This window comes from Streptomyces sp. NPDC002911, assembly GCF_053591835.1.
Genome location: NZ_JBSFUO010000008.1, coordinates 246554 through 270463, shown reverse-complemented (window position 1 = coordinate 270463; position 23910 = coordinate 246554). Strand labels below are relative to the sequence as shown.

Below are 23910 nucleotides of genomic sequence, written 5' to 3'. Positions count from 1 at the left end.
AGAGATGGGTTCCAGCGGCGCGGGCCGGGGACGTGTGTGACGCGTCCCCGGCCCGCTGGTCGGTGCGGGTCAGCTGCGCCAGACGTCGGCGGTCAGCGCGACCTTGCCGGAGGACGGCACGGTGGCGGTGCGGTTGGCGCCGCTTTCCCAGGTGACGTTGCCGCTCGCGTCCTTGCGGAGGTACTTGTAAGCGAACGTGGTCCCGGCGGGCAGGCTCACGTCCAGCTTCCAGACGGGGTATGTCGCCGGGTCGAGCTTCAGGGCTCCGGCGGGGTTCCAGCTGCCGAGGGCGGCCTGGTCGCCGGTGACGTAGATGTTCTGGCCGAGCTGGGTGGTGGCGTTGACGCCGAAGGAGGCGCCGGCCTCACCCGTGCCGGGGTCCGAGCCGCCGCCCGTGCAGGTGCGGGCGCCGATGTGCAGGGCCACGGCGGTGCCGGAGCCGAGGGTGGCGGTGAACTGTCCCGAGCCGTTGACGGTGACGCCCTTGCCGGACTGGACGTCGCAGTAGTCACCGGCGGGCAGCGACGTCTGGAACGTGCGGGTCAGCGAGGAGCCCTCGTGGTTGATGGCGACGTACGCCTTGGAGCCGCGTCCGAAGGCGATCTGGTCGCCGCCGTTGTCCCACCAGTTCGAGACGCCCTGGCCGCGGGCGGCGTTGCGGAAGCCGACCATGGAGGAGATTTCGCGCCAGGCGTGCTGGCACTTCCAGCCGTCGCTGTAGCAGGCGTTCACCTGGCCGCCGTTGGGCGGGCCGGCGTCGTGGTTGCTGAACTCGTAGCCGGAGTGCACGTCCGGGGAGCCGTACGGGTAGGCCAGCATGAAGACGCTTGCCAGGGTGTACTTCGAGCCGTCCTTGTAGTTCAGGGTGTCGCCGCCGCGCTCGGTGTCGTGGTTGTCGACGAAGACCGCGGACTTGCCCGACTCCATGAAGCCCCAGCCCTCGCCGAAGTTCTTCAGGTGGGCGAGCTTCTCGTCGTTGAAGACCTGCTTGAGGCTGCGGCCGTAGCGGAACTCCTGGACGTCACCGCTGCCGAGGTACTCGGAGGGCGAGACGGCCTCGCCGGCTCCGTGGATCGCTTCGTGCTTCCAGTAGACGTTCGGTTTGCTCAGCCGGGACTTGATGTTCGCGAGGTCACCGGCCGGCATGTGCTTGGCGGCGTCGATCCGGAAGCCGTCCACTCCGAGCGCCAGCAGGTCGTTGAGGTACCCGGCGATCTTGCCGCGTACGTAGTCCTCACCGGTGTCCAGGTCGGCGAGGCCCACCAGTTCACAGTTCTGGACGTTGCCCCGGTCGCCGTAGTTGTTGCCTATCTGCGTCCGGCAGTCGTCCATGTCGCTGCCGGAGTAGATGCCCGGGTAGTCGTACTTGCTGTACGAGGTCCCGCCCGTGCCCGTACCCGACCCGGCCGACATGTGGTTGATGACCGAGTCGGCGATGACCTTGACGCCTGCGCCGTGGCAGGTGTTGACCATGTTCGCGAAGGACGTACGGTCGCCGAGCCGACCGGCGATCTTGTAGCTGACGGGCTGGTACGACGTCCACCACTGGCCGCCCTGGATGTGCTCCTGGGGCGGCGAGACCTGGACGAATCCGTAGCCGGCCGGACCGAGACTGTCGGTACAGGCCTTGGCGACCGAGGCGAACTTCCACTCGAACATCACCGCGGTGACGTCCTTCTCGCCGGGCGGTGCGGCTTGGGCGGTCCCGGCGGCGCCGAGACCGGCGGGGACGGCGAGAACTGCGGCGCCCGTGGCGAGGGCCAGCGCGACAGACAAGGGTCTGCGTGCCATGACGTTCCTCCTGCGGTGGGGGAAGAGGTGCGGGGATGGCGGAGCAGCCTCACCGGGCAACACGCCGTGCCGTCAAGGCTGCTGAAGGTTCTTGCAGCAAGAATGCAAAACCTGGGGTGCAGCAGACCGTACGATCCTGACCTGCCCTGGTCAACCCCCTGGACACGACGCGATTACATCCCGCTCACATCCGCGAAACCCCGCAGATTTCTGCCCTGCAAGGCCTTACGCAAGTTATTGCGCGGCTGTTAGGTTCATCCCGACTCCGGCCCGGCCGGCCGGGGGTCCGGCACGCCGGGCCCCACGCGCCCGGCCGACCGGGCCGGTCACGCCATGGAGAGGCCCGGACGTCGCTTCCCCGCCGGCCCATCCCGGGCCGACTTCCGGACCTCTCCCGTGCGTCCGGCCCCGCACCGGCTGTCACCTCCGGCATCCGGAAGGACGGCCAGGAGCGCACACCGTCCCCACGAGCCGGACGTCCGAGGCGTACAGCGGCCGGGGCCCGGCGTCGGACCGGTCAGGTGAGACGGTCGGCTTCGTCGAGCAGGTAGCGGCGCTCGACCTGATTGCCGGTCAGGTCCGCCGCCTCGCGCAACAGCTCGGTCGCCCCGGCCGCGTCCCCGGTCATCTGCAGCAGGTGGGCGCGCACCGCGCGTTCCCGTTGCCGGGTGAGAGGGTCCTCATCCAGTCCGTGGCGCTTGTTGAGGTCGTCGAGCAATGCCGTCCCGCGGGCGGGTCCGTAGGCCTGGGCGACCGCGACCACCCGGCTCAGCCGCACCGGCGCGGTAGGCGTGAGCCGTTCGAGCCACACGTACAGCATCGCGATCTGCGGCCAGTCCGTCCGCTCCGGCGTCTCAGCCGTCGCGTGCAGTGCGGCGATCGCCGCCTGCAGCTGATACGGGCCCGTCTCGCGCCGACTCCAGACGCTGTCGATCAGCTGGGTGCCCTCGCGTATCAGGTCGCGATTCCAGCGTGTGCGGTCCTGCTCGTCCAGCGGCACCAGCCCGCCGTCTTCGCTGCTGCGGGCGGCATGCCGCGACCCGGTGAGCAGCATCAGCGCCAGGAGGCCGGTCACCTCCGCGTCGTCCGGAACCGCGTCGTCGAGCAACCGGGTCAGCCGGATCGCCTCATCGGTCAGGTCCACTCGGGCGAGTTCATCACCGGCGGAGGCCGTGTAGCCCTCATTGAAGATCAGATAGAGCACCCGCATGACGGCCATCACACGGCTCTGCCGGTCTTCGGCGGTGGGCGCGGTGAAGCGGGCGCCGACGCGGGCCAGTTGCTGCTTCGCGCGGCTGATCCGCGTCGCCAGGGTGGCTTCGCCGTGTCCGAAGGCGTGGGCGATCTCGGCGGTCGTCAGTCCGCCGACCGCGCGCAAGGTGAGTGCCACCTGCGAGGCGGGGCTCAGCGCGGGGTGGCAGCAGAGCAGCAGCAGGGTGAGACCGTCGTCCGTCTCCTCCGCAGGGCCAGCCCGGCGTGCCGGTTCCCGCATGGCCAGTTCGGCAATACCGGCTTCCTGCTCGCGTCGGCGCCGCGCCTGTTCGGAGCGGAGCTGGTCGACCATCCGCCGATAGCCGATCCGGATCAGCCAGCTACGCGGGTTCTCCGGCACGCCTTCGGCCGACCACATCCGGTGCGCCGCCAGCAGCGCTTCCTGTACCGCGTCCTCGGCGATGTCGAAGCGCCCGAAGCGCCGCACCAACGCTCCGAGCACCTGCGGCGCTTCGACGCGGAGCAGGTGCTCGATGTGCGTGGGCGAGACCGGTCCGCCCTTCACGGGCCGGTGCGGCGCGCCGCCCGCGCCGGAGCTCGTGGGGGACGCCCGGTCATGCGGCGAAGTCCTCTTCCATGACCGGCCGGACCTCGATCGGCTCGCCCAGCACCTCCACGATCCGCGAGGCGATCTCAACGGCCCGTTCCCGGCCGGCCACATCGATGACGGCAAAGCTGGCAAGGACCTCCTTGAGCTCTGCGAACGGCCCGTCGGTCGCGGTCACGCCGTCCGGGCCCCGGTTCACCGTGATAGTGAGAGCCGGGTGGGCCAGGCCCTCGGTGCCCACCAGCTCGCCGGTTTCGAACAGTTCCTTCTCGAACCTCTGGTACGCGGCGAACGCGGCCAGCGCCTCCTCCGTCGGCGCATCGGCGGTCGCAGCGTCCCAGGCGGCGGCCGGCGTGTATCCGAGCAACAGGTACTTCACGGGGTCCCTCTCCGACGATGTCAGGCTCTCCGACGATGTCCGGCGATGCTAGTCAGGATCGCGACGTGGGGCGCAGGGAGAGCGCGAGAGCGGTCGTCCAGGTGAAGGCGACCAGGCCGGTCAGGGCGATCTGGACGCTCATGTGGTCCGGCGACATGGGCAGGAGCAGCACGAGAGCGGCGGCACCGTGCAGCACGGCCGGGCCGACGGCCCGGCGGCGCGCGCACCGCACGGTGAGCACCAGGGCGGCGACGGCCAGGGCGCTGTAGGCGGCGACCGCCGACACTGAATGCGCGATGCCGTGCCAGGACATCCGAGCGGCCGGCCGGTCCGGGGTGCCGGCCGGGAAGCCGTTCTCCGGGTCCATGGGGAAGAGGCCGGAGGCGATCAGCCCGGCACCGAAGATGCCGACGAGGACAGGCAGCGCTCGCCGTCCGGCTCCCTCGGTGACCGTGCGCCTGATGCCGACGGCCAGCGCGAGGACGCCGAGGCCCGCGAGCACGAACGTAGCGATCTGGATCCAGCCGGCGCCGCCGGTGGCGAGCTGGCTGATCGGATGCCGGGTGGTGTCGAAGCCCTTACGTGTGGCCATCTGGACGGCGGCCGAAGCGAAGAAGACCGGCCCGGCGAGCGCCCCGGTGATCAGCAGGCGGTTCGAGCTGCGGGCGACGGGGCCGGTGGTGGTGGCGGTCAAGGCTTCCTCCTCGATGGGTTCTGCCGGCTACCTCGTGGCGGGGGCACCGATCTCGACACCCCCACGATGTGACCTACGCCACACCGTGTGGATGTCGAGAACGGGCCGTCGCCTTCGAGGTAGCCACGAGAACCCGAACCCACCAAGGAGAACGAGATGCCTGAGTCCAACCAGCCGAGCGCCGAACTGAAGGCCCTGGATCGCCTGGTCGGCACCTGGACGGTGACCGGCGGAGCCGAAGGAACCGTGCGCTACGAGTGGATGCCCGGCCGGTTCTTCCTGAGCCAGCACGTCGAACTCACCCAGTCCGAAGAGCCGGTCAGCGGTCTGGAACTGATCGGGAACCTGCGTCCGTTCGGCGAGCCGACCGGCGCGGACGTGGTGTCGCGGTACTACGACTCGACGGGCAACACCTTCGACTACGTCTACGAGCTGACCGGTGACACGCTCGTCATCTGGGCCGGAGCGAAGGGAAGTCCGGCCTACTTCGAGGGGACCTTCAGCGCCGACGGCGCCTCGATGACCGGCGACTGGGTCTACCCGGGCGGGGGCGGATACACCTCGACCATGACCAGGGTCTGAACCCGGCCGTCGTCCTGAGCACTCCACGAACCGATGACGCTCTTTCGTCCCGGCCCGGCCCGCGCCCCTCGCCCACGCGGGCGGCGCGGTCCGGACCGGCCGTGGTTCCGGCCCCAGGACTCTTCTCAGTCCCGGCCGGTCCGGAAACGGCGCCGGCACTCCGTCGGCGTCGAACCGGCGGCTGAACGCCTGCCTGGACGCCGGCCACGTCCTCGTCCACACCGTGGAAGCGGGCCGCGATGCCTTGCCGGGGGACCTGCACCACACTCCCCGGGCTGTTCGTCGCTGCGCACCGACGGCGTCTCTGCGACGCAGCTCACCGGTCGGCGGGGGTCTCCTCACCGAAGATGTCTTCGGCGGTGGTGGCATGGACGGCGCGAACCAGCCACTGGCGCAGGAGCTCCGAGTCGAGGCACGCCGTAATCCTGTTGCGGACAGCCTTGGTCGTGCTGATGCCGCGCACGTCGAGGATGCGCAGGACAGCCTCGGCGAGGCTTTGTGCGCGTCCTAGGTGTTCTGTCCACGGAGGTTGGGCGCGGCCTTCCTCCCGGATCTCCTCGGAGAGCGGCGACATGTAGAAGGAGAGATCAGCCACCAGGTTCCTCCACTGTTGCGGGGGCGGGGCCGATGCCGGTTGCGCCACACAGGGCAACCGGCATCGGAACGACGCTACCGATCAACGGAGATCTCCCCGTCGAAGATCTCGTCGGAGGTGGTGACGAACGCTGCGCGAACCAACCAGCGGCGGAGCACTTCCAGGTCACCACAGCTGGTGACCTTCTCGTGGGTGGCGTCAGTGATGTCGATACCGCGCGCGCCGAGAATGAGCAGAACATCGTCGGCACGGTTCTCGACTCGGCCTTCGTCCCGGATTTCTTCGGACAGCGGCGAGGTGTAGAAGGATAGATCCACGGCCACCAGGTTCCTCCACTGTTGCGCGGCGGGGCGGTTGCCCAGCCCTTGTGCGATGAATTCGACGAGCGGTTCGACGAGCGATTCCGGTGCGTCACGCAGGGCGACGGACATCGTCTTCAGTATCGCATCGACGTCCGGATTGTCAGCGTGTGTGATCGCCGAGAGAGTGGCGAATGCCAGGTCTTTGCGGGCTTCCGCCACGTCGGTGATGACGGGCATGTTGTGGGGGCCCGCCACGAGGGGGCGTGTGGTCACGGTCGGCCACTGGGGCAGGCCGATGGTGAGAGGACGGGCCGCCCATGCGGCGGTCGCGTGGTCCTGGCAGATGACGAGGAGCAGGACGGGCAGTCGGTACTTGTTGTTGAGGTACGTGACGTAGTAGGGCCAGCTGGCTGTTTTGCCTGGGTCCTTCTTGCCCTGGGCCTCGACGACGAGGAGAAAGGGGCCGTCGCTCTCCGTCCTGATACGCAGGAGGGTGTCGACACGACGTTCGAGCGGTTCGGTTTCGGTGAGGTCGACGGTCAGAAGCTCTGCCGAAGCGACGGGCGGCAGTTCGAGCCCGAGGACGTCGGCGAGCCCGGAGAGAAGGCTGGGATATTCCTGGAAGATGCGGTGCATCGCTTCGTGCGGTGCGCTGACCATGGGTTTCCGTTCGGGATCAGGCGGCTGTGGGCAGGTCGGTGCGGCAGTCTCGGCAGTGGCCGGGGTGCCGCGCGCGGAACGCGCGGTCGCAGCGGTCGCAGTTCTGCAGCGGGATGACGATCGTTCGAGGGCGCGCGGCCTCCAGTTCGTGCGTGCCGGGCAGCGGCGGCGGCAGAAGGGCCGTGATGCGATGCCGCAGGAGCTTGGCGGGGTGCTTGAGGGGGACGGGTAGGTCGGCGGTGAGTGCGTGCCGGATGATCTCGGGGCGGGCATCGCGTTCGAGCCAGGTGCCGATCCCAGGCACGAGAGCGTTGACGTCCGCCTCGGACAGAACGAGTTGGGGTGCATGACGACGCAGGTCGGCCAGGATCGCGGCTGCGGTGCGCTGGAGCTCCGGAGTGGGCTTCTGCGGCCGCGGGAGCGGTACGGGTGTGGCCGTGCGAGCGGTCGGGGGCGGCACGAGTACGGCAGCGGGCTGCGGCTCCAGCGGCACTGAGATCACCGGGGCGGGCTCGGCCACGCTGCGCGCGGCGGGTTGAGTAACACCGGCGGCAGCGACCTCCGCTCCCGGCTGGTTGCACGAGACCGTGCGCGTCACGATGCGGCCGTCGGCGAGGCGTACGCGGCTGCGATGCAGGTAGCCGGCTGCCTCCAACTCCCGCAGGGCGGCCGCGATACGGGTCTCGCTCTCCGGGAAGCGTTCGGCGAGACGCTTGATGCCGATCCTCGCTCCGGCAGGCAGCGACTGGATGTGCACGGCCAGGCCGATCGCGACGAGCGAGAGACCCCGGTGCTGGGCGAGGTGGTTACCGATGACGGTGAAGCCCGCGGTGTGCCGGACGTTGTTGTGGATCACGCCGGATACAGCGGGCCGGGCGCACGGGGGCGCGGTAATCTGCTGGGTACCCATCGGGAAGTTGCCTCTTCCTCGGTGGTCAGGCCCTCGATCGGGATTCCAGTCCCGTCGGGGGCCGTCGCATGTCTGTGGCGGTCGGGGCGAGCATATGCCCGACAACCTGTGCCGAATCCAGCCCAGTTGCCCTATGTCACCCGAGCGAGTGACGAAGCAGGAATCACGGCGGGTTGGGTTGGGAAGGGTAATTTCCCGAGTTCTTTCAAAGCTTTTAGCGTCGTGGGCCACCGCGTCGCGGCCCACCGGGTCGCGGGCTCCCGCGACCCGGTGGCGGCGGTCACCGTACGAGGTCGAGTTCGGCCCAGACCGTCTTGCGGGGGGCGGGCCCGAGGTCGATGCCCCAGCGGTCCGCCAGCGCCCCGACGATCAGGAGGCCGCGCCCCGACTCCGCGTCGTCGGCGGGCATATCGACGGTGCCGGGGAGCCGTTCGCACCGGGTATCGGTCACCTCGATCCGGAGCAGCACCTCGCGGTGGACCGCGAGGCTCAGCCTGAAGTCCCGTCCTGATACGCGGCCGTGCACGGCGGCGTTGGCGGCCAGTTCGGCGACGATGTGCGCCGCAGCCCCGGTGGGCAGCCCCCAGTCCCCCAGGTGTGCCGTGGCCAGCAGGCGGGCAAGCCTGGCGCCCCGGCGGGTGGGAGAGAGCAGCACAATGAACTGCCGTGTCGGAGCGGAATGTTCGGTTCGAGTGATTTCTTCGGTCACATCACTCAGAGTGGCCGTTTTTACGTACGGTGAAGAGGGGCGGGCCGGTTACGTACGGTGATTGTCCACTCCTGTCCAGTGCTGTCCCGGCTGTCCGGGGTGACGCGCCGGGGACGACAGAGGTTGGTGCAAGGACGGCAGGCGCGTCGGAAGTGGGGCACGGATGAGCGTGGATGAGGCTGGTACGCGGCACAAGGACGGCGGGGCGGACGAGCCCGGCTGGGACGTCGATCCCGACGACGAGCCAGGGGTGGCGCTGGTCGCCTCCGTGGGCCGCCAGATCAAGGCCTGGCGGGAGGCGGCGGGCATGCGGGCTGCCGAGTTCGGTGCGGCGATCGGGTACGGGGAGGATCTGGTCTTCAAGGCGGAGGGCGGGAGGCGCATCCCCCGGCCGGAGTTCCTGGACAAGGCGGACGATGTCCTGGGGGCAGGCGGCAAGCTCTCCATGTTCAAGAAGGAGATGGCCGAGGCGCGCTACCCGAGAAAGATTCGGGAGTTGGCAGAGCTGGAGGCACGAGCGGTCGAGCTCTCGGCCTACGGCAGCCACAATCTCCATGGCCTGTTGCAGACGGAGGAGTACGCGCGGGCGCTCTTCGGGATGCGGCGGCCGGCCTACTCATCTGACGAGGTGGAGAGACTTGTGGCCGCTCGAGTGGCTCGGCAGTCCGTCTTTGAACGGTCACCCGCACCAGAACTCAGCTTTGTCCAGGAAGAGGTGACGCTGCGCCGCCATCTCGGAGGCAGAATGGTCCTACGCCGTCAGCTCGAACGCATTCTGCATCTCGGCCAGTTGCGCAACGTCGAGATTCAGGTCATGCCGACTGGACGCGACGACCATGCGGGCATGGGAGGGGAGATGCAAGTGCTGAAGTTCGGGGACGGCTCCGCCGTGGGGCGCTCCGAGGGGGACTTCGGGAGCCGCCCGGTAGCAGACCCGAAACACCTCCGGATCATCGAACTGCGGTGTGGCATCATCCGGGCTCAGGCTCTCACGCCTCGGGAGTCGCTGGCCTTCATCGAGCAAGCGCGAGGAGAGACATGACCCACAAGCCCTCCGCCGGGGTACCCACGGAGCTGGAGTGGTTCAAGAGCAGCTACAGCGACAGCAGCAACAGCAACGAGTGCGTTGAGGTTGCGGCGGCCCCTGGTGCCGTGCGGGTTCGCGACTCCAAAAGCGTTCCCGGGCCGTACCTCGGGTTCACCTCGACAGCATGGGAAGCCTTCCTTGCATACGCCTCCGAGGACTGACTCTCCCGTGTCGGGCGCAGTCACCGCCGAACCGCTCCGGGGAGAGCCGTGATCCACAAGCCCTCCGCCGAGGACACCCGCGAACTGGTCTGGTGCAAAAGCAGTTTCAGCGACCGCAGCAGCGGCAACGACTGCGTCGAGGTCGCGACCGCACCCGGCGCCGTTCTCGTCCGGGACTCGAAGAGCCTTTCCGGCCCCCGCCTAGGCTTCACCCCCACCACCTGGGCAGCCTTCCTGACGTACGCCTCCGAGCGCTGACCTCCCGCACACCCGTCCGCCTGCCGCCCGGAGGGGACCCCCGGACAGCAGGCGGGCCGGCAGACGGGTGGAGGTCAGCTCGTCCGGAAGTCGTCCGGGGTCCTGATCCGGTCGCGGATCCAGACTCCGGCGGGCTTCAGTGACGAGGTGCCGGCCCAGGGGCCTCCGTTGTCGCAGGTGCCGGTCTTGAAGACGGCACCCGAGCGGTGGTCGTCGGAGAAGTTCCAGTTGACCCAGCTGATCTTCTTGGCCGCCATCAGGTCGAGGTAGCGCTGGGACATGGCGAAGTCGTTTTCCCCCTCGCCCGAGTAGTTCTGGGTGCCGAACTCGGTGACGAACACGGGGAGCTTGTCGGCGGCCCGGGAGAGGGTCGCCAGGTACTCGTCGCGGTGCGAGTCGGCGTAGAAGTGGAAGGTGTACATGATGTTGGAGGCCCTGACCTGGTTGTTCACGACCTCCGATTCACCGGACCCTTCGGACACACCGAACGAGGACCAGGCCCGGGTGCCGACGAGCACGGGGGCGTCGGAGTCGATGTTCCTGATGACCGGGATGATCTGCTCCGCGTAGCTCTTGATCTGCGGCCAGCTCACGCCACTGGGTTCGTTGGCGATCTCGTAGAGGATGTTGCTCTTCGTCTTGTTGCGGTTCGCGATGTCGGTGAAGAACTTCCGCGCGTTGGCGAGGTTGGCGTTCGGGTCACCCGGGCTGAGCATGTGCCAGTCGACGATGACGTACATCCCGCGGTCGGTCGCCTGCTGGATGAGGGTGTTCGCGAGGTCGGTGAAGTGCTCGGGGTCGGTCTCGTAACCGTCCTCCTGTACGTATGTGGAGACGCGCAGGACGTCGGCCTTCCAGTCGTCCGCGAGGGCGTCCAGCGAGCCGCCGGTCAGGCACTGCGGGTACCACTGCGTGCCGTGACTGCTCATGCCGCGCAGCTGGATGGGGTTGCCGTGCTCGTTGCAGAGCTTGGTACCGCACACGGTGAGCTGTCCGTTGACGGCGACCGGGCTCGCACCGGGCGGAGGGTCGACGGGCGGTTCGGTGGTTCCGCCGCCACCCTCGCAGGGCGCGCCGTTGATGGTGCAGTTGAAGGGCAGCCCGAGACCGCTGGCGTTGAAACCGAAGCTCACCGCCTGGCCGGGGGCGATGGCGCCGTTGTAGGAGACGTTGGTGAAGGTGTAGTGCTGGCCCTGCCGGGTCCTGGTCGTGGACCACTGACCGGACACGTCCGTCCCGGCCGGCAGGTCGAACTCGACGGTCCAGCCGCTCGCCGCCGTGTCGCCGCTGTTCCTGATGGACACGTCGGCACCGTAGCCGCTGTCCCATGCCGAGGTCTGGGTGATCTTCGCGGTCACCCCGGCGCCGGAGGCCTGCGTCTGCTGACCGGCGACGGCGGCTGTCCGGTCCGGAACGGGGGCGGCGGGCGCGGCCGGTGCGGCGGTGAAGGTCAGGGCGAAGAGTAAGGCGCCGCCGATCGCGGCGGCGACCGGGCGAATCCGGAAACGTGCGGGGCTCATGCAGGGCTCCGTTCACAGGGCTGCCGGTTAGGAAACTTTCCTAACGGAAGGGAACCAAGGAACGGAGGCGTTTTGCAAGGTTCACGACAAGACTCATGTGCTCCCGTCGACGACTGTGCCCCTGCAGGTACCCGGCAGCCACCCGGCAGGTGCGCGAAACGGGGCCGCGTCCCCCCTCCCGACCCGGCCCCGCATGCGCACGTACCGCTCAGACGGTGCGCACCGCCGCCGTGGACCCCCGCACCACGAGCTCCGGCTGGAACACGTACTCCGTACGCTGCACGGGACTTCCGGCGATCTCCTCCAGCAGGGCGCCCACCGCCGCCGCCGCCATCGCCTGCACCGGCTGGCGCACCGTGGTCAGCGGCGGGTCGGTGAAGGCGATCAGCTGCGAGTCGTCGAAGCCGACGACGGAGACGTCCCGCGGTACGTCGAAGCCCCTCCCCCGCGCCGCCCGGACCACGCCGAGCGCCATCAGGTCGCTGCCGCAGACGATGCCGGTGCAGCCCACGTCGAACAGGGCGCCTGCCGCGACCTGGCCGCCTTCGACGCTGAACAAGGTGGAGCAGACGAGGAGTTCGGCTTCCTCGCGGTCCATGTCCAGCAGCGAGACGGCCGCGTCGACGAAGCCGTCGTGCTTGCGGCGGGAGGGCACATAGCGCTGCGGCCCGATCGCCAGGCCGATCCGCCGGTGTCCGAGCTCGGCGAGATGGCTGACGGCCATCCGTACGGCGGCCTGGTCGTCGGGTGAGACGAACGGGGCGCTGACGCGCTCGTTGTAGCCGTTGATGAGGACGAACGGTACGCCGCGCTCGGTGAGCGCGGCGTACCGCGCCGGGTCGGCCGACGTGTCGGCGTGCAGCCCGGACAGGAACACGATGCCGCCCACGCCACGCTCGACGAGCTGCTCGACCAGCTCGTCCTCCGTGGCACCGCCGGGCAGCTGGGTGCAGAGCACGGGGGTGTAGCCGTGCCCGGCGAGGACCTGCTCCACGGACTGCGCGAACGCCGGGAAGATCGGGTTGGTGAGCTCGGGCGTCACCAGTCCGATCAGCCCGGCGCTGCGCTGCCGCAGCCGTACGGGGCGTTCGTAGCCGAGGATGTCGAGCGCCGCGAGCACCCGCTGACGCGTGGTGTCCGCGACGCCCGGCTTCCCGTTGAGGACCCGGCTGACGGTGGCCTCGCTGACCGCGGCCTGACCGGCGATGTCGGAGAGCCGCAGCGCCGGTCCGGTCCTGGGTGCGGGGACGGTCACACCGTCCACCACACCGTGGTGTCGGCGGGCAGCTCGCACGTGCCGTCGTCGACGGTCACCGGGGTGCTGGCGAGCAGCAGGGTGCCGGGGGCGCCGATCCGTACCGGTGCGCCCGTCGTGTTGACGGTGCAGACGAAGCCGGGGCGGCCGAGAACGAGGACGCCCTCGGGGCCGTCCAGCCACTCGACGTTTGTGCCGGCGCCGAGTCCCGGGTGCTCGCGCCGGGCCGCGATCGCGGCGCGGTACAGCTCCAGGGTGGAGCCCTCCGTGCCGTCCTGCGCCTCGACGGACAGCGCGCCCCAGCTGCCGGGCTGCGGCAGCCAGCTGCCTCTGTCGCCGAAGCCGTACGAGCTGCCGTCGCGGGTCCACGGGATCGGCACCCGGCATCCGTCGCGGAATCCGTCCTGGCCCTCGGCGCGGAAGAAGGACGGGTCCTGGCGGGCCTCGTCGGGCAGGTCGGTGACGTCGGGCAGGCCGAGCTCCTCGCCCTGGTAGACGTAGGCGGAGCCGGGAAGGGCCAGCATCAGCAGGGTCGCGGCGCGGGCCCTGCGAAGGCCGAGCTCGCGGTCGCCGGGGGTACGGATCTGGGTGCCCAGGCCCGGCGGATTGCCGAAGCGGGTGGTGTGCCGGGTGACGTCGTGGTTGGAGAGCACCCAGGTGGTGGGGGCGCCCACCGGCCGCATCGCGTCGAGCGAGGAGTCGATGACGGCGCGCAGCTCGGCGGCGTCCCAGGCGGTCGACAGGTACTGGAAGTTGAAGGCCTGGTGCATCTCGTCGGGGCGCACGTAGTTGGCGGTGCGCTCGACGGTCGGGGTCCACGCCTCGGCTACGAGGATGCGCCCGCCCGGGTACTCGTCGAGGATGGTGCGCCAGCTGCGGTAGATCTCGTGCACACCGTCCTGGTCGAAGAACGGCAGGCCGTCGTCAGCGCTGCCCAGCAGCTTCAGCTGGTCGTGCGATCCGAGGTCCGGGAGGCCCTCCGCCTTGACGAGGCCGTGGGCGACGTCGACCCGGAAACCGTCGACACCCATGTCGAGCCAGAAGCGCAGGATGGAGCGGAACTCGTCGGCGACGGCCGGGTGTTCCCAGTTGAAGTCGGGCTGCTCCGGCGCGAAGAGGTGCAGGTACCACTCGCCGGGGGTGCCGTCCGGGTCGGTGGTCCGGGTCCAGGCGGGGCCGCCGAAGATGGACTCCCAGTCGTTGGGCGGGAGTTCGCCGCCGGTGCCCTTGCCGGGGCGGAGGTGGTAACGCTCGCGCAGGGCGGATCCGGGGCCCTCGGCGAGGGCGCGCTTGAACCACTCGTGCTGGTCGGAGGAGTGGTTGGGCACCAGGTCGACGATGATGCGCAGACCCAGGCCGTGGGCCTCGCGGATCAGCGCGTCGGCGTCGAGGAGCGTGCCGAACATCGGGTCGATCGCGCGGTAGTCGGCGACGTCGTAGCCCGCGTCCGCCTGCGGCGAGGCGTAGAAGGGGCTGAGCCAGACGGCATCGACACCGAGGTCCCTGAGGTACGGGAGCCGCGCGGTGACGCCCGCGAGGTCGCCCATGCCGTCGCCGTTGCCGTCGGCGAAGCTCCGTGGATAGACCTGGTAGATCACCGCGTCCTGCCACCAGCCGGTGCGGTGGCCCGGGGCGTCGTCGGACGTGCCGGTGGAGGGGGCAGCGAGGTGCTGGGTCATGTCGTCCCTGGGGTGTCTGGGTGGGGAGCGGCGCCGGGACCGGGTCGGGGATCCGGCGCCGCCGTGACGGGTGCGGTCGTACGGTCGTGCGGGACTGTCAGCCCTTGACGGCTCCGGCGGACATGCCGGTGACCAGGTGCTTCTGCGCGAAGAGGAAGACCAGCGCGGCCGGGATGGCGATGAGCACGGACGCCGCGGTCATCGGGCCCCACTGGGCTCCGTACTGGTTGACGAACTTCTGCAGTCCGCCGGCGAGCGTGAGGTTCTCGTCACCGACCATGAACGCGGAGGCGTACGCCACTTCGCCCCAGGCGGTGATGAAGGAGTAGAAGGCGGTGACGGCGAGGCCGGGCTTGGCGAGCGGCAGGATGAGCCGCCAGAACGTGCCGAACGGGGTGAGTCCGTCGACCTGACCCGACTCGTCGATCTCGCGCGGGATCGTGTCGAAGAAGCCCTTCATCATCCAGGCGCAGAAGGGAACCGAGATGGTGAGGTAGGTGATGACGAGCCCGGCCGGCTGGTTGAGCAGGCCCATCGTCGACATGATGTTGTAGATCGGCACGATGAGGACGGCCACCGGGAACATCTGGGTGACCAGCAGCGTCCACATCAGCCCGCGCTTGCCGGGGAAGCGGAAGCGGCTGACGGCGTAGCCGGTGGTGGCGGAGACGAAGACGCCGATGACGGTGGAGAGGCCCGCGACGATCACGGAGTTGCCGAACCAGCTCAGGAACTCGGTGTCCTTGATCAGGTTCGTGTAGTTCTCGAACGTCGTCTCTTTGAAGAAGTCGGTGGTGGACGCGAATTTCGCGGGCTTCAGCGAGGTCAGCAGGACCCAGAGCACCGGGAAGACCGCGATCACCGACATGATGATCAGGGTGAGGTGCAGGGCCACGGAAGCGGCCGGCGAGCGGTCGCCGCGCTTGCGGACCTTGCGGGCGCCCTGCTCGACGGCGGTGGCGGGGGTTGCCGTGACGGTGGTCACCAGTTGTCTCCCTGCGTGCGGAGCACTCGCCGGTACACCATGGCGAAGAGCATCAGGAGTACGAGGATCAGCACGCCCCAGGTGGAGGACTGCGCGAAGTCGCGCGGGCTGATCTCGAAGGAGAATTTGTACGCCTGGGTGACCAGGATCTGGGTGGCCTCACCGGGTCCGCCGCGGGTCAGCAGGAAGATCACCGGGAACATGTTGAAGGTCCAGATGGTGGAGAGCAGGACCACCGTGGTGGACACCGGGCGCAGTCCGGGGAGCGTGACGTGGCGGAAGCGCTGCCAGGCGGTGGCACCGTCCATCTCCGCGGCCTCGTACTGCTCCGAGGGGATCGACTGGAGCCCGCCGAGCAGGGCGACCATCATGAACGGCACACCGAGCCAGACGTTGACGGCGATGACGGAGAACTTGGCCCAGGTGGGGTCGTTCAGCCAGGGTATGCCGTCGATTCCGGCGCCGCCGAGGATCTTGTTGAGCAGGCCGTTGTTCTCGTTGTAGAGGAAGCGCCAGGCGAAGACCGAGACGAAGCCGGGGATGGCCCAGGGCAGGATCAGCGCCATGCGGTAGGCGGAGCGGCCGGCGATCCTGCGGTTGAGGATGTTGGCGAGGGCCATGCCCAGGCAGAAGGTGATGGTGACACAGGAGACCGTCCACACCAGCGTCCAGCCCAGCGTGCCGAGGAACTGGGTGCCGGTCAGGGCGTCGGCGTAGTTGTCGAGGCCCACGAACTCGTACGTGGCGGGCATCTCGTTGACACCGATGGACCGGGCGACGTTGCGCTCGTTGGCGTCGGTCAGCGACAGCCAGATGCCTCGGACCAGCGGGTAGCCGATGATCACGCCGATCACGAGCACGACCGGGGCGACCATGGTCCAGGCATACCAGTGGACCGACAGGGCGCGCCGGATTCTGCTCGGTGGCGGGGGGTTGCCAGTACCGCGGCTCCGGCCGCGGGCGACATCGTCGCCCGCGGCCTTCGCCACCGACTGGCTGGTGTGGACAGCCATCAGCCGGCCTGCCTTCCTGGGTTACTTCCAGCCCTCGAGGAGCTTGCGGTAGGAGTCGCCGGTCGCCTTGGCGGCCTTCTCCGGCGTGGACTGGCCGGTGAGGACCTTGGTGTACTCGACGTTCAGCGGGGCGAAGAGGCTGCCGGTCTCCGGGATCCAGGGACGCTCGACGGCGGTCTCGACGACGGGCTTGAAGAACTGGACGATCTCGCTGTCCACGGCCTCCTTCTCGGAGTACGCGGAGGTGCGGGTCGGCAGCAGGTTCAGCTCACCGGCGGTCTGCGCCTGGGACTCGACCGAGGTCATGTACTCGACGAACGCGTAGGAGGCGTCGAGGTTCTCGGAGCCCGCGTAGACGCCGAGGTTGTGGCCGCCCTGCGGGGCGCCCTGTGCGGCGGAGCCGGCCGGCACCGTGGAGATGCCCAGGTTCGCCTTGTCGGTGAACTCCTTGCCGGTGAGTGTGTCGGCCACGGCCCAGGGGCCGTTGATCATCATCGCGACGTCGCCGTTCTTGAACGACTGCATCATGTTCTCCCAGCCGTCCGTGGCGTCGGTCTTGGCCGCCCCGGAGTCGACGAGGTCCTTCACGACGCCGAACGCCTTGACGCCCTCGGCGTTGTCCACGGTGACGGTCTTCGCGTCCGCGTCGACCAGGTCGCCGCCCTCGCCGTAGAGGAAGGAGAGGAAGTAGTACGAGTCGTCGCCGCGCAGGTAGAGACCGGTCTTGCCGGTCTTGTCCTTGATCTTCTTGGCGATGGTCTTCAGGTCGGCGATCTTCGCGGGCGGCTCGACGCCGGCGTCCGCGAACATCTTCTTGTTGTAGAAGATGCCCATGGAGTCGATCACCTGCGGGACCGCGTACGTCTTGCCCTTGTACTTGGTCGACGCGGCGGCCTGCTCGAGGAAGTCGTCCTGGTCCTTCAGCGCCGGGGTGCCGTCCAGCGGGGCCAGGTAGCCGAGGTCCGCGAACTCGGGGGTCCAGGCGACCTCGGAGCGGATGACGTCGGGGGCACCGGAACCGGCCTGGGCCGCGTTCTTGAACTTGTTCTGCGCCTCGCCGAAGGGGACGTTGACGTACGTGACATCGACCTTGGGGTGCTTCTTCTCGAAGCCCTCGGCGATCTTCTCGAAGACCTTGTCCTCGCTGCCGACGTTCGAGGTGTCCCACCACGTCACCGTGCCGGAGAGCTCGCCCGAGCTCTTGCCGCCGCCGGACTCGTCATCGCTTCCGCAGGCGGTCGCCGCGAGCGCCAGGGTCGCGACCAGGGCGGTGGCCGTTATGCCACGTCGCATCTGAACTCCTTCAACTGCCGTACCGCTCCGTCGCGGCGCCGGGTCGACGTGAACGTAACAAGGATGAAAGACGACCGAAAGAGTTTGCGGAAGATTTCTGCAAGCTCTGCTGATCGTTACATTGGCGTGTCCGCAAGGTTGCCGTCAAGCCTCTTGACGGAAGCCCATGCACCCTGCGGCACCTGGCCAGGCCCGCCCTGATGGCGGTACTACGATCAGACCACGGCGGGCTGGAGGCGCCCGCAAGACCTTGCAAGATCTTGCTGCATCAAGGCCGCCGACCGGTGATCGCCGAGGTGGAACGCCCGAAGTCCGTACGCGGTGGGCAATCCGACACGCGCCCGGTACAGTCCGGTGGCATGACCGCACGGCTTGCCGATATCGCAACTCAGGCGGGGGTCAGCGAAGCGACGGTCAGCCGCGTACTGAACGGCAAGCCCGGTGTCGCAGCGGCCACCCGTGAATCCGTCCTCGCGGCACTCGACGTCCTCGGCTACGAACGCCCCGTCCGGCTGCGCCGGCGCAGCGCCGGGCTCGTCGGCCTGATCACGCCGGAGCTGGAGAACCCGATCTTCCCCGCGCTGGCCCAGGTGATCGGCCAGGCGCTCACCAGGCAGGGCTACACGCCGGTGCTGGCGACCCAGACCCCTGGCGGGTCCACCGAGGACGAGCTCACGGAAATGCTCGTCGACCGCGGGGTCTCGGGGATCATCTTCGTCTCCGGACTGCATGCCGACACCTCCGCCGACATGCAGCGCTACGAGCAACTGCGGGCTCAGGGCGTCCCGTTCGTCCTCGTCAACGGCTTCTCCCCCAAGGTGCAGGCCCCGTTCATCTCCCCCGACGACCGGGCGGCCATGCGGCTCGCGGTGACACACCTGGTGGCGCTGGGCCATCAGCGCATCGGTCTGGCGGTCGGGCCCAAGCGCTTCGTTCCGGTGCTCCGCAAGATAGAGGGATTCCACGCCACGATGCGGGAGCAGCTGGATCTCACCGCCGACGCGGTGGAGGAGCTGATCCAGCACTCCCTGTACACGCTGGAGGGCGGCCAGGCGGCCGCATCGGCGCTCATGGAACGCGGCTGCACCGCGGTGGTGTGCGCGAGCGACATGATGGCGCTCGGCGCGATCCGTGCGGCCCGCAGGCTGTCCAAGGATGTGCCGCGCGACCTCTCGGTGGTCGGGTACGACGACTCGCCCCTCATAGCGTTCACCGATCCGCCGCTCACCACGATCCGGCAGCCGGTGACGGCGATGGGCCGGGCCGCCGTGCGCACCCTGCTGGAGGAGGTCGGCGGCACCCCCGCTCCGCACAGCGAGTTCGTGTTCATGCCCGAACTGGTCGTACGCGGTTCAACGGCCGCCGGCCCGGGTCCCTCCACCGCGGCCCGCGGCCGCCGGTAAAGTACTGGATGTGCGACCGGGCCCCGACCGGAGGATCATCGGGCAGAGGGGACGTATCTGGCAGACTCTGCGCCTATGGGTGAATCGCACGTGACCACACAGGAAGACCGCACGGCGGCCACCCCGTCACCCGTCTCTGACGGAACGAAGGCCTCCGGTTCCACGAGAGCGATCAGCCCGTCACCTATGCGTACCCACGTCTCCCTCCGCTCGCTGCGCTCCCCGCGCCGCCCGCGTCTCTGGTTCGAGATCCTGCTGATCGCGGTCAGTTACTGGCTCTACTCGCTGGTGCGCAACGCCGTCCCCGAGCAGAAGGCCGCCGCTCTGCGGAACGCCGACTGGATCTGGTCCCTCGAGCACACCATGGGCCTCGCCTTCGAGGAGACGGTCAACCGGGCCGTCAATTCGGTGACCTGGCTGATCGTGTCGATGAACTATTACTACGCGACCCTGCACTTCGTCGTGACCATCGGTGTGCTGATCTGGCTGTTCCGCCGCCATCCGGGCCGCTACGCGGCCACCCGCCTGGCCCTGTTCGCCACCACGGCGGTGGCCCTGCTCGGCTATTACGTCTTCCCTCTGGCACCGCCCCGGCTGATGAACGGCAGCGGCTTCATCGACACGGTGCTGGTGCACCAGACGTGGGGCTCGATGGCCTCGGGCAACTTCAAGCACATGTCGAACCAGTACGCGGCGATGCCGTCCATGCACATCGGCTGGTCCCTGTGGTGCGGGCTGACCATGTGCGCGCTGGCCACCGCCCCCTGGGCGAAGATCCTGGGCGCGCTCTACCCGGTGGCCACGCTGGTCGTGATCGTGGCGACGGCGAACCACTTCTGGCTGGACGCGGTGGGTGGTGCGGCCTGCCTTGCGTTCGGAGTGGTGATCTCCTACGCCTGGTACGGGACACTGCCGCACCGCCTGCCGAAACGGGTGCAGTCTCCCGGCACGGCCCGCCTGCGCGCCTTGCGCCGGCCGCCGGCCCGGTCGCCCGAGCCGGCGGGGCGGGCCGACCCGGCCCGCCCCGGTGCCGAGGACCGTGCCGAGGCGTAGGCCCCGGCACGGCCCCCCGGGCGGCGGCGAGCCCCGCCGCCTCAGCCCGCGGCGCCGTAGAACCGCTCCTCCACCACCGCCCGGGCCCGCCGGGTGATTCGCCGGTAGTCGTCCAGCATGTCCCCCACGCGCCCCAGCTCGTAGCCCAGGTAGCGGCCCACCGCCGTCAGCTCACGGGGGTTCGAGGGGAACGTGTCCCCTGGCCGCCCCCGCACCAGCATCACCGCGTTACGCACCCGCGAGGCCAGGACCCACGCCTCGTCCAGCGTCTGCGCCTCCTCCGCCGGGATCAGCCCCGCCGCGCACGCCGCAGCCAGCGCCTGGCGCGTACGCGGGGTCCGCAGCCCGGGTTCGACCCAGCCGTGCTGCATCTGGATCAGCTGCACCGTCCACTCGACGTCGCTCAGCCCTCCGCGCCCCAGCTTGGTGTGGAGAGTCGGATCGGCCCCGCGCGGCATGCGTTCGGACTCCATCCGCGCCTTGAGCCGCCGGATCTCCCGGACCGCGTCGTCCCCCAGACCTTCCACCGGGTACCGCAGCGGGTCGACGAGCTCGACGAAGGCGCGGCCCAGCTTCTCGTCCCCGGCCATCGGATCGGCGCGCAGCAGTGCCTGGCTCTCCCAGGTCAGCCCCCAGCGCCGGTAGTAGGCCTCGTACGACTTCAGGGTGCGCGCCAGGGGCCCGGTCTTCCCCTCCGGCCGTAGGTCGGCGTCGATGAGGAGCGGCGGGTCGGCGGTCGGCAGCTCCAGCAGTCTGCGCATCTCCGCGACGACGGTGTTCGCGGCCCGGGCCGCCTCCTCGTCGCTGACCCCCTCCCGGGGCTCGTGCACGAACAGGACGTCGGCGTCCGAGCCGTAGCCCAGCTCGTGCCCGCCGAAGCGGCCCATGCCGATGACGGCGAACCGGGTCGGCAGGGTGTCGCCCCACCGGTCGCGTACCGCTGCGCGCAGCGCCCCGGAGAGCGTGGCGGCGTTCAGGTCGGTGACCGCGGAGCCCACCCGGTCGACGAGGGCGCCCGGGTCCGTCTCCGCGGGGTTGTCCTCGGTGCCGTACGAGCCGATGAGATCGGCCGCCGTCGTACGGAACAGCTCCCGCCGCCGCATCCCGCGCGCCACCGCGACTGCTGCCTCGGCCCCCGGGGCGCGGCCGACCGCGGCCAGTACCTCCTGCTCCAGGTGATCCCGGCCGCGCGGCTTCAGCCCTTCCGGGTCGCCGAGGATGGCGACGGCCTCCGGCGCGCGCATCAGCAGGTCGGGGGCGAGCCGGCCGGCGGACAAGACCCGGGCGAGATTCTCGGCCGCGGCGCCCTCGTCGCGCAGGAGCCGCAGATACCACGGGGTCTTGCCGAGCGCGTCGGACACCTGCCGGAAGCCGAGCAGCCCGGCGTCCGGATCGGCTGAGTCCGCGAACCAGCCGAGCAGCACCGGCAGCAGCGTGCGCTGGATCGCGGCCTTGCGGGAGACCCCCGACGACAGGGCCTCCAGATGCCGCAGTGCGGCGGTCGGATCTGCGTAGCCGAGGGCCTCCAGCCGGACGACGGCGGCCTTGGCGCTCAGCCGGCTCTCGCCGGGCGCGAGCTGGGCGACCGCGTCCAGGAGCGGCCGGTAGAAGAGCTTTTCGTGCAGCCGCCGTACGACGGTGGCGTGCCGCCGCCACGCCCTGTTGAGCTCGGCGACCGGGTCCGTACGCAGCGCCAGGGAACGCCCGAGCCTGCGCAGGTCGGCCTCTGCCTCGGGGACCAGGTGGGTGCGGCGCAGGCGGTAGAGCTGGATGCGGTGCTCCATGGCCCGCAGGAAGCGGTACGCCTCGTCCAGCTGCGCGGCATCCGCCCGCCCGACGTACCCACCGTCGGCGAGGGCCCGCAAAGCCTCCAGCGTGGAGCCGGAGTGCAGGGAGCTGTCGCTGCGGCCGTGGACGAGCTGGAGCAGCTGTACGGCGAATTCGACGTCCCGGAGCCCGCCGGGGCCGAGCTTGAGCTCGCGGTCGACCCGGTCGACGGGGATGTTGTCGACGACGCGGCGCCGCATCTTCTGTACGTCGCCGACGAAGTTCTCCCGGTCGGCGGCCTGCCACACCAGCGGCGACACGGCGTCGACGTAGTCCGCGCCCAGCTCGGGATCCCCGGCGACCGGCCGGGCCTTGAGCAGCGCCTGGAACTCCCAGGTCTTGGCCCAGCGTTGGTAGTAGGCGAGGTGCGAGGACAGGGTCCGTACGAGAGGCCCGTTGCGGCCCTCGGGGCGGAGGTTGGCGTCGACGGGCCAGATGGTGCCCTCGACGGTGGTGTCGGAACAGATCCGCATCAGGTGGGCGGCGAGCCGGGTGGCGGCCTGCAGGGCGCCGCTCTCCTCCGCGCCGTCCATGGGTTCGCCCACGAAGATCACGTCGACGTCGGAGACGTAGTTCAGCTCGTGTCCGCCGCACTTGCCCATCGCGATGACGGCGAGCCGGCACTGCGCGGCATCGGAGGGCGCGGCGACGCGGGCGATGTCGAGCGCCGCCCGCAAGGTGGCCGTCGCGAGGTCGGCGAGCTCGGCGGCGACCTGGGCGACGTCGGTCGTCCCGCACACGTCGCGGGCCGCTATCGACAGCAGGGACCTGCGGTAGGCGACCCGCAGCGAGTCCGGGTCGACGGCGTCGCTGAGCATGTACTCGAACTCCGCGACCCCGGGGTGCAGATCGGTGGCCTCGTACGTGACCAGCGCGTGCCAGTCGCGCGGATGCCGCGCCAGGTGGTCCCCGAGCGCCTCGGAGGACCCGAGGACCCCGAGGAGCCGGTCCCGCAGCGGCTTGGCCGTGACGAGCGTGTCCAGCAGGACCTGCCGTTCCTCGGCCTCCTCGGCCTCGACGAGCCGTACGAGGCTGTGCAGCGCCAGATCGGGGTCCGCGGTCGCTCCGAGGGCCTCGAAGAGGACGGGATCGGCCCGTACGGAGGAGAGCTCGGGCAGGTCCAGCAGCCGTTCGGCGGCGGACGGATCAGTGAAACCGTGCCTCAGCAGGCGGGTGAACGTACTGCTTCTGCGTCCCGGCACCGTCGTCATCCTGCGTCTCCTGCCTGCCGATCACACATATCCGCCTTTCGAGCCTAAGGCCTTTCGTCCGGATCAGGCCTGATCCGGACGAAGGGCCCCGCCCCGCACCGATGGATGGGGTGCGGGGGCGGAGTCCGTACTTCACGAGGACGATCGAGAACGGCCACGAAAAGCCGCGCTGCCGCCACTGGAGGTTCGCCATGCCCACCAAGGAAACCGCAGTTCCCGAGACCTCGCTGGACCCGCACTACAGCGGCGAGGACGCCACCGCCCGCCCGTGGGCGGAGGCGGTCGCGCTGCTGGAGGGGGCCGAGCTGTACTGGCTGTCCACGGTCCGCCCCGACGGCCGCCCGCACGTCACCCCGCTGATCGGCCTCTATGCGGACGGCGCGCTGCACTTCTGCACGGGCCCCTCGGAACGCAAGGCCCGCAATCTGGCGGCCAACCCGGAGGTCGTCCTGACCACCGGCGCCAACACGCTGCGCGAGGGGTTCGACGTGGTGGTGGAGGGCCGGGCCGCCAGGGTGACGGACGAACGGCGGCTTGTCGCGCTGGCCGAGGCCTGGGAGGCGAAGTACGGCGCCGAGTGGCACTTCGGCGTCACGGACGGATTGTTCTCCAACGGCGCGGGCGGCCGTGCGGAGGTCTTCGCGGTGACCCCCCGCACGGCCTTCGGCTTCGCCAAGGGCGACCCGTACGGTCAGACGCGCTGGCGCTTCGCCTGAGCCGGACG

The 23910-nt window shown here is 69.7% G+C and carries 22 protein-coding genes; 7 read left to right on the top strand and 15 right to left on the bottom strand.

Going from position 1 to position 23910, the window contains the following annotated elements:
• Positions 1-69: 69 nt before the first annotated feature.
• From ACWD04_RS15860 to ACWD04_RS15845, 4 genes are all read right to left on the bottom strand, one after another.
• Positions 70-1791 (bottom strand): carbohydrate-binding module family 20 domain-containing protein, encoded by a 1722-nt coding sequence (locus tag ACWD04_RS15860; protein ID WP_451132160.1) that lies wholly within the window; start codon positions 1789-1791, stop codon positions 70-72.
• Positions 1792-2308: 517 nt separating this feature from the next.
• Positions 2309-3568 carry an RNA polymerase sigma factor gene (locus tag ACWD04_RS15855; RefSeq protein WP_451132158.1) on the bottom strand — a complete coding sequence of 420 codons (1260 nt, stop codon included), beginning with the start codon at positions 3566-3568 and terminating at the stop codon, positions 2309-2311.
• 49 nt (positions 3569-3617) lie between these two features.
• Complete coding sequence (locus ACWD04_RS15850) at positions 3618-3989, bottom strand: YciI family protein (RefSeq protein ID WP_451132156.1); 372 nt, start codon at positions 3987-3989, stop codon at positions 3618-3620.
• 52 nt (positions 3990-4041) lie between these two features.
• On the bottom strand, positions 4042-4683 hold the full coding sequence (locus ACWD04_RS15845) for a DUF998 domain-containing protein (protein WP_451132154.1): 642 nt from the start codon (positions 4681-4683) through the stop codon (positions 4042-4044).
• 156 nt (positions 4684-4839) lie between these two features.
• On the opposite strand from ACWD04_RS15845, the gene ACWD04_RS15840 reads away from it, so the two are divergent.
• Positions 4840-5265: a hypothetical protein gene (locus tag ACWD04_RS15840; RefSeq protein ID WP_451132152.1), complete on the top strand. Its 426-nt coding sequence runs from the start codon at positions 4840-4842 to the stop codon at positions 5263-5265.
• Positions 5266-5581: 316 nt separating this feature from the next.
• Here the strand turns inward: ACWD04_RS15840 and ACWD04_RS15835 are convergent, their stop codons facing one another.
• The 4 genes from ACWD04_RS15835 to ACWD04_RS15820 all read right to left on the bottom strand — a co-directional run bounded on the left by ACWD04_RS15835 (position 5582) and on the right by ACWD04_RS15820 (position 8441).
• Positions 5582-5860 carry a hypothetical protein gene (locus tag ACWD04_RS15835; RefSeq protein WP_451132150.1) on the bottom strand — a complete coding sequence of 93 codons (279 nt, stop codon included), beginning with the start codon at positions 5858-5860 and terminating at the stop codon, positions 5582-5584.
• A gap of 74 nt (positions 5861-5934) precedes the next feature.
• Positions 5935-6822 (bottom strand): hypothetical protein, encoded by an 888-nt coding sequence (locus ACWD04_RS15830; protein WP_451132148.1) that lies wholly within the window; start codon positions 6820-6822, stop codon positions 5935-5937.
• Between the two features lie 16 nt (positions 6823-6838).
• Positions 6839-7732 (bottom strand): helix-turn-helix domain-containing protein, encoded by an 894-nt coding sequence (locus tag ACWD04_RS15825; protein ID WP_451132146.1) that lies wholly within the window; start codon positions 7730-7732, stop codon positions 6839-6841.
• Between the two features lie 280 nt (positions 7733-8012).
• Complete coding sequence (locus ACWD04_RS15820) at positions 8013-8441, bottom strand: ATP-binding protein (RefSeq protein WP_451132144.1); 429 nt, start codon at positions 8439-8441, stop codon at positions 8013-8015.
• 163 nt (positions 8442-8604) lie between these two features.
• On the opposite strand from ACWD04_RS15820, the gene ACWD04_RS15815 reads away from it, so the two are divergent.
• From ACWD04_RS15815 to ACWD04_RS15805, 3 genes are read left to right on the top strand one after another with little or no spacing between them, the layout of a single operon-like run.
• Positions 8605-9483: a helix-turn-helix domain-containing protein gene (locus ACWD04_RS15815; protein WP_451132142.1), complete on the top strand. Its 879-nt coding sequence runs from the start codon at positions 8605-8607 to the stop codon at positions 9481-9483.
• On the top strand, positions 9480-9689 hold the full coding sequence (locus ACWD04_RS15810; protein ID WP_451132140.1) for a DUF397 domain-containing protein: 210 nt from the start codon (positions 9480-9482) through the stop codon (positions 9687-9689). Before ACWD04_RS15815 ends, ACWD04_RS15810 begins: the two co-directional genes overlap by 4 nt.
• 48 nt (positions 9690-9737) lie before the next feature.
• On the top strand, positions 9738-9947 hold the full coding sequence (locus ACWD04_RS15805; protein WP_451132138.1) for a DUF397 domain-containing protein: 210 nt from the start codon (positions 9738-9740) through the stop codon (positions 9945-9947).
• A gap of 74 nt (positions 9948-10021) precedes the next feature.
• Here ACWD04_RS15805 and ACWD04_RS15800 read toward each other — a convergent pair whose 3' ends face one another.
• The 6 genes from ACWD04_RS15800 to ACWD04_RS15775 form a co-directional block, all read right to left on the bottom strand.
• Positions 10022-11467: a cellulase family glycosylhydrolase gene (locus ACWD04_RS15800; protein ID WP_451132136.1), complete on the bottom strand. Its 1446-nt coding sequence runs from the start codon at positions 11465-11467 to the stop codon at positions 10022-10024.
• A gap of 208 nt (positions 11468-11675) precedes the next feature.
• Positions 11676-12734: a LacI family DNA-binding transcriptional regulator gene (locus ACWD04_RS15795; RefSeq protein WP_451132134.1), complete on the bottom strand. Its 1059-nt coding sequence runs from the start codon at positions 12732-12734 to the stop codon at positions 11676-11678.
• Positions 12719-14401 (bottom strand): glycoside hydrolase family 13 protein, encoded by a 1683-nt coding sequence (locus tag ACWD04_RS15790; protein ID WP_451132132.1) that lies wholly within the window; start codon positions 14399-14401, stop codon positions 12719-12721. Before ACWD04_RS15790 ends, ACWD04_RS15795 begins: the two co-directional genes overlap by 16 nt.
• 97 nt (positions 14402-14498) lie before the next feature.
• Positions 14499-15386, bottom strand: a complete 888-nt coding sequence (locus tag ACWD04_RS15785; protein ID WP_451132130.1) for a sugar ABC transporter permease — start codon at positions 15384-15386, stop codon at positions 14499-14501.
• A complete protein-coding gene (locus tag ACWD04_RS15780; protein WP_451132128.1) occupies positions 15383-16399 on the bottom strand; it encodes a carbohydrate ABC transporter permease in 1017 nt (338 codons plus the stop codon). Before ACWD04_RS15780 ends, ACWD04_RS15785 begins: the two co-directional genes overlap by 4 nt.
• A gap of 21 nt (positions 16400-16420) precedes the next feature.
• A complete protein-coding gene (locus ACWD04_RS15775; protein ID WP_451132126.1) occupies positions 16421-17692 on the bottom strand; it encodes an extracellular solute-binding protein in 1272 nt (423 codons plus the stop codon).
• A 359-nt stretch (positions 17693-18051) separates the two neighbouring features.
• Here ACWD04_RS15775 and ACWD04_RS15770 point away from each other — a divergent pair, with 359 nt between their 5' ends.
• Entirely contained in the window at positions 18052-19095 is a 1044-nt protein-coding gene (locus ACWD04_RS15770; protein ID WP_451132124.1) for a LacI family DNA-binding transcriptional regulator, read from the top strand.
• Positions 19096-19281: 186 nt separating this feature from the next.
• Positions 19282-20148, top strand: a complete 867-nt coding sequence (locus ACWD04_RS15765) for a phosphatase PAP2 family protein (RefSeq protein ID WP_451132122.1) — start codon at positions 19282-19284, stop codon at positions 20146-20148.
• A 41-nt stretch (positions 20149-20189) separates the two neighbouring features.
• Here the strand turns inward: ACWD04_RS15765 and ACWD04_RS15760 are convergent, their stop codons facing one another.
• Positions 20190-23186 carry a bifunctional [glutamine synthetase] adenylyltransferase/[glutamine synthetase]-adenylyl-L-tyrosine phosphorylase gene (locus tag ACWD04_RS15760; protein ID WP_451132120.1) on the bottom strand — a complete coding sequence of 999 codons (2997 nt, stop codon included), beginning with the start codon at positions 23184-23186 and terminating at the stop codon, positions 20190-20192.
• A 191-nt stretch (positions 23187-23377) separates the two neighbouring features.
• Here ACWD04_RS15760 and ACWD04_RS15755 point away from each other — a divergent pair, with 191 nt between their 5' ends.
• Positions 23378-23902 carry a pyridoxamine 5'-phosphate oxidase family protein gene (locus tag ACWD04_RS15755; RefSeq protein WP_451132118.1) on the top strand — a complete coding sequence of 175 codons (525 nt, stop codon included), beginning with the start codon at positions 23378-23380 and terminating at the stop codon, positions 23900-23902.
• Positions 23903-23910: the final 8 nt, after the last annotated feature.

Excerpts from the sequence above, each read along its gene's own strand:
- ACWD04_RS15830 (WP_451132148.1), bottom strand. The coding sequence starts at position 6,822 with ATGGTCAGCGCACCGCACGAAGCGATGCACCGCATCTTCCAGGAATAT.
- ACWD04_RS15860 (WP_451132160.1), bottom strand. The coding sequence starts at position 1,791 with ATGGCACGCAGACCCTTGTCTGTCGCGCTGGCCCTCGCCACGGGCGCC.
- ACWD04_RS15800 (WP_451132136.1), bottom strand. The coding sequence starts at position 11,467 with ATGAGCCCCGCACGTTTCCGGATTCGCCCGGTCGCCGCCGCGATCGGC.
- ACWD04_RS15755 (WP_451132118.1), top strand. The coding sequence starts at position 23,378 with ATGCCCACCAAGGAAACCGCAGTTCCCGAGACCTCGCTGGACCCGCAC.
- ACWD04_RS15770 (WP_451132124.1), top strand. The coding sequence starts at position 18,052 with ATGACCGCACGGCTTGCCGATATCGCAACTCAGGCGGGGGTCAGCGAA.
- ACWD04_RS15810 (WP_451132140.1), top strand. The coding sequence starts at position 9,480 with ATGACCCACAAGCCCTCCGCCGGGGTACCCACGGAGCTGGAGTGGTTC.
- ACWD04_RS15825 (WP_451132146.1), bottom strand. The coding sequence starts at position 7,732 with ATGGGTACCCAGCAGATTACCGCGCCCCCGTGCGCCCGGCCCGCTGTA.
- ACWD04_RS15775 (WP_451132126.1), bottom strand. The coding sequence starts at position 17,692 with ATGCGACGTGGCATAACGGCCACCGCCCTGGTCGCGACCCTGGCGCTC.
- ACWD04_RS15765 (WP_451132122.1), top strand. The coding sequence starts at position 19,282 with ATGCGTACCCACGTCTCCCTCCGCTCGCTGCGCTCCCCGCGCCGCCCG.
- ACWD04_RS15815 (WP_451132142.1), top strand. The coding sequence starts at position 8,605 with ATGAGCGTGGATGAGGCTGGTACGCGGCACAAGGACGGCGGGGCGGAC.
- ACWD04_RS15780 (WP_451132128.1), bottom strand. The coding sequence starts at position 16,399 with ATGGCTGTCCACACCAGCCAGTCGGTGGCGAAGGCCGCGGGCGACGAT.
- ACWD04_RS15760 (WP_451132120.1), bottom strand. The coding sequence starts at position 23,186 with ATGACGACGGTGCCGGGACGCAGAAGCAGTACGTTCACCCGCCTGCTG.
- ACWD04_RS15790 (WP_451132132.1), bottom strand. The coding sequence starts at position 14,401 with ATGACCCAGCACCTCGCTGCCCCCTCCACCGGCACGTCCGACGACGCC.
- ACWD04_RS15840 (WP_451132152.1), top strand. The coding sequence starts at position 4,840 with ATGCCTGAGTCCAACCAGCCGAGCGCCGAACTGAAGGCCCTGGATCGC.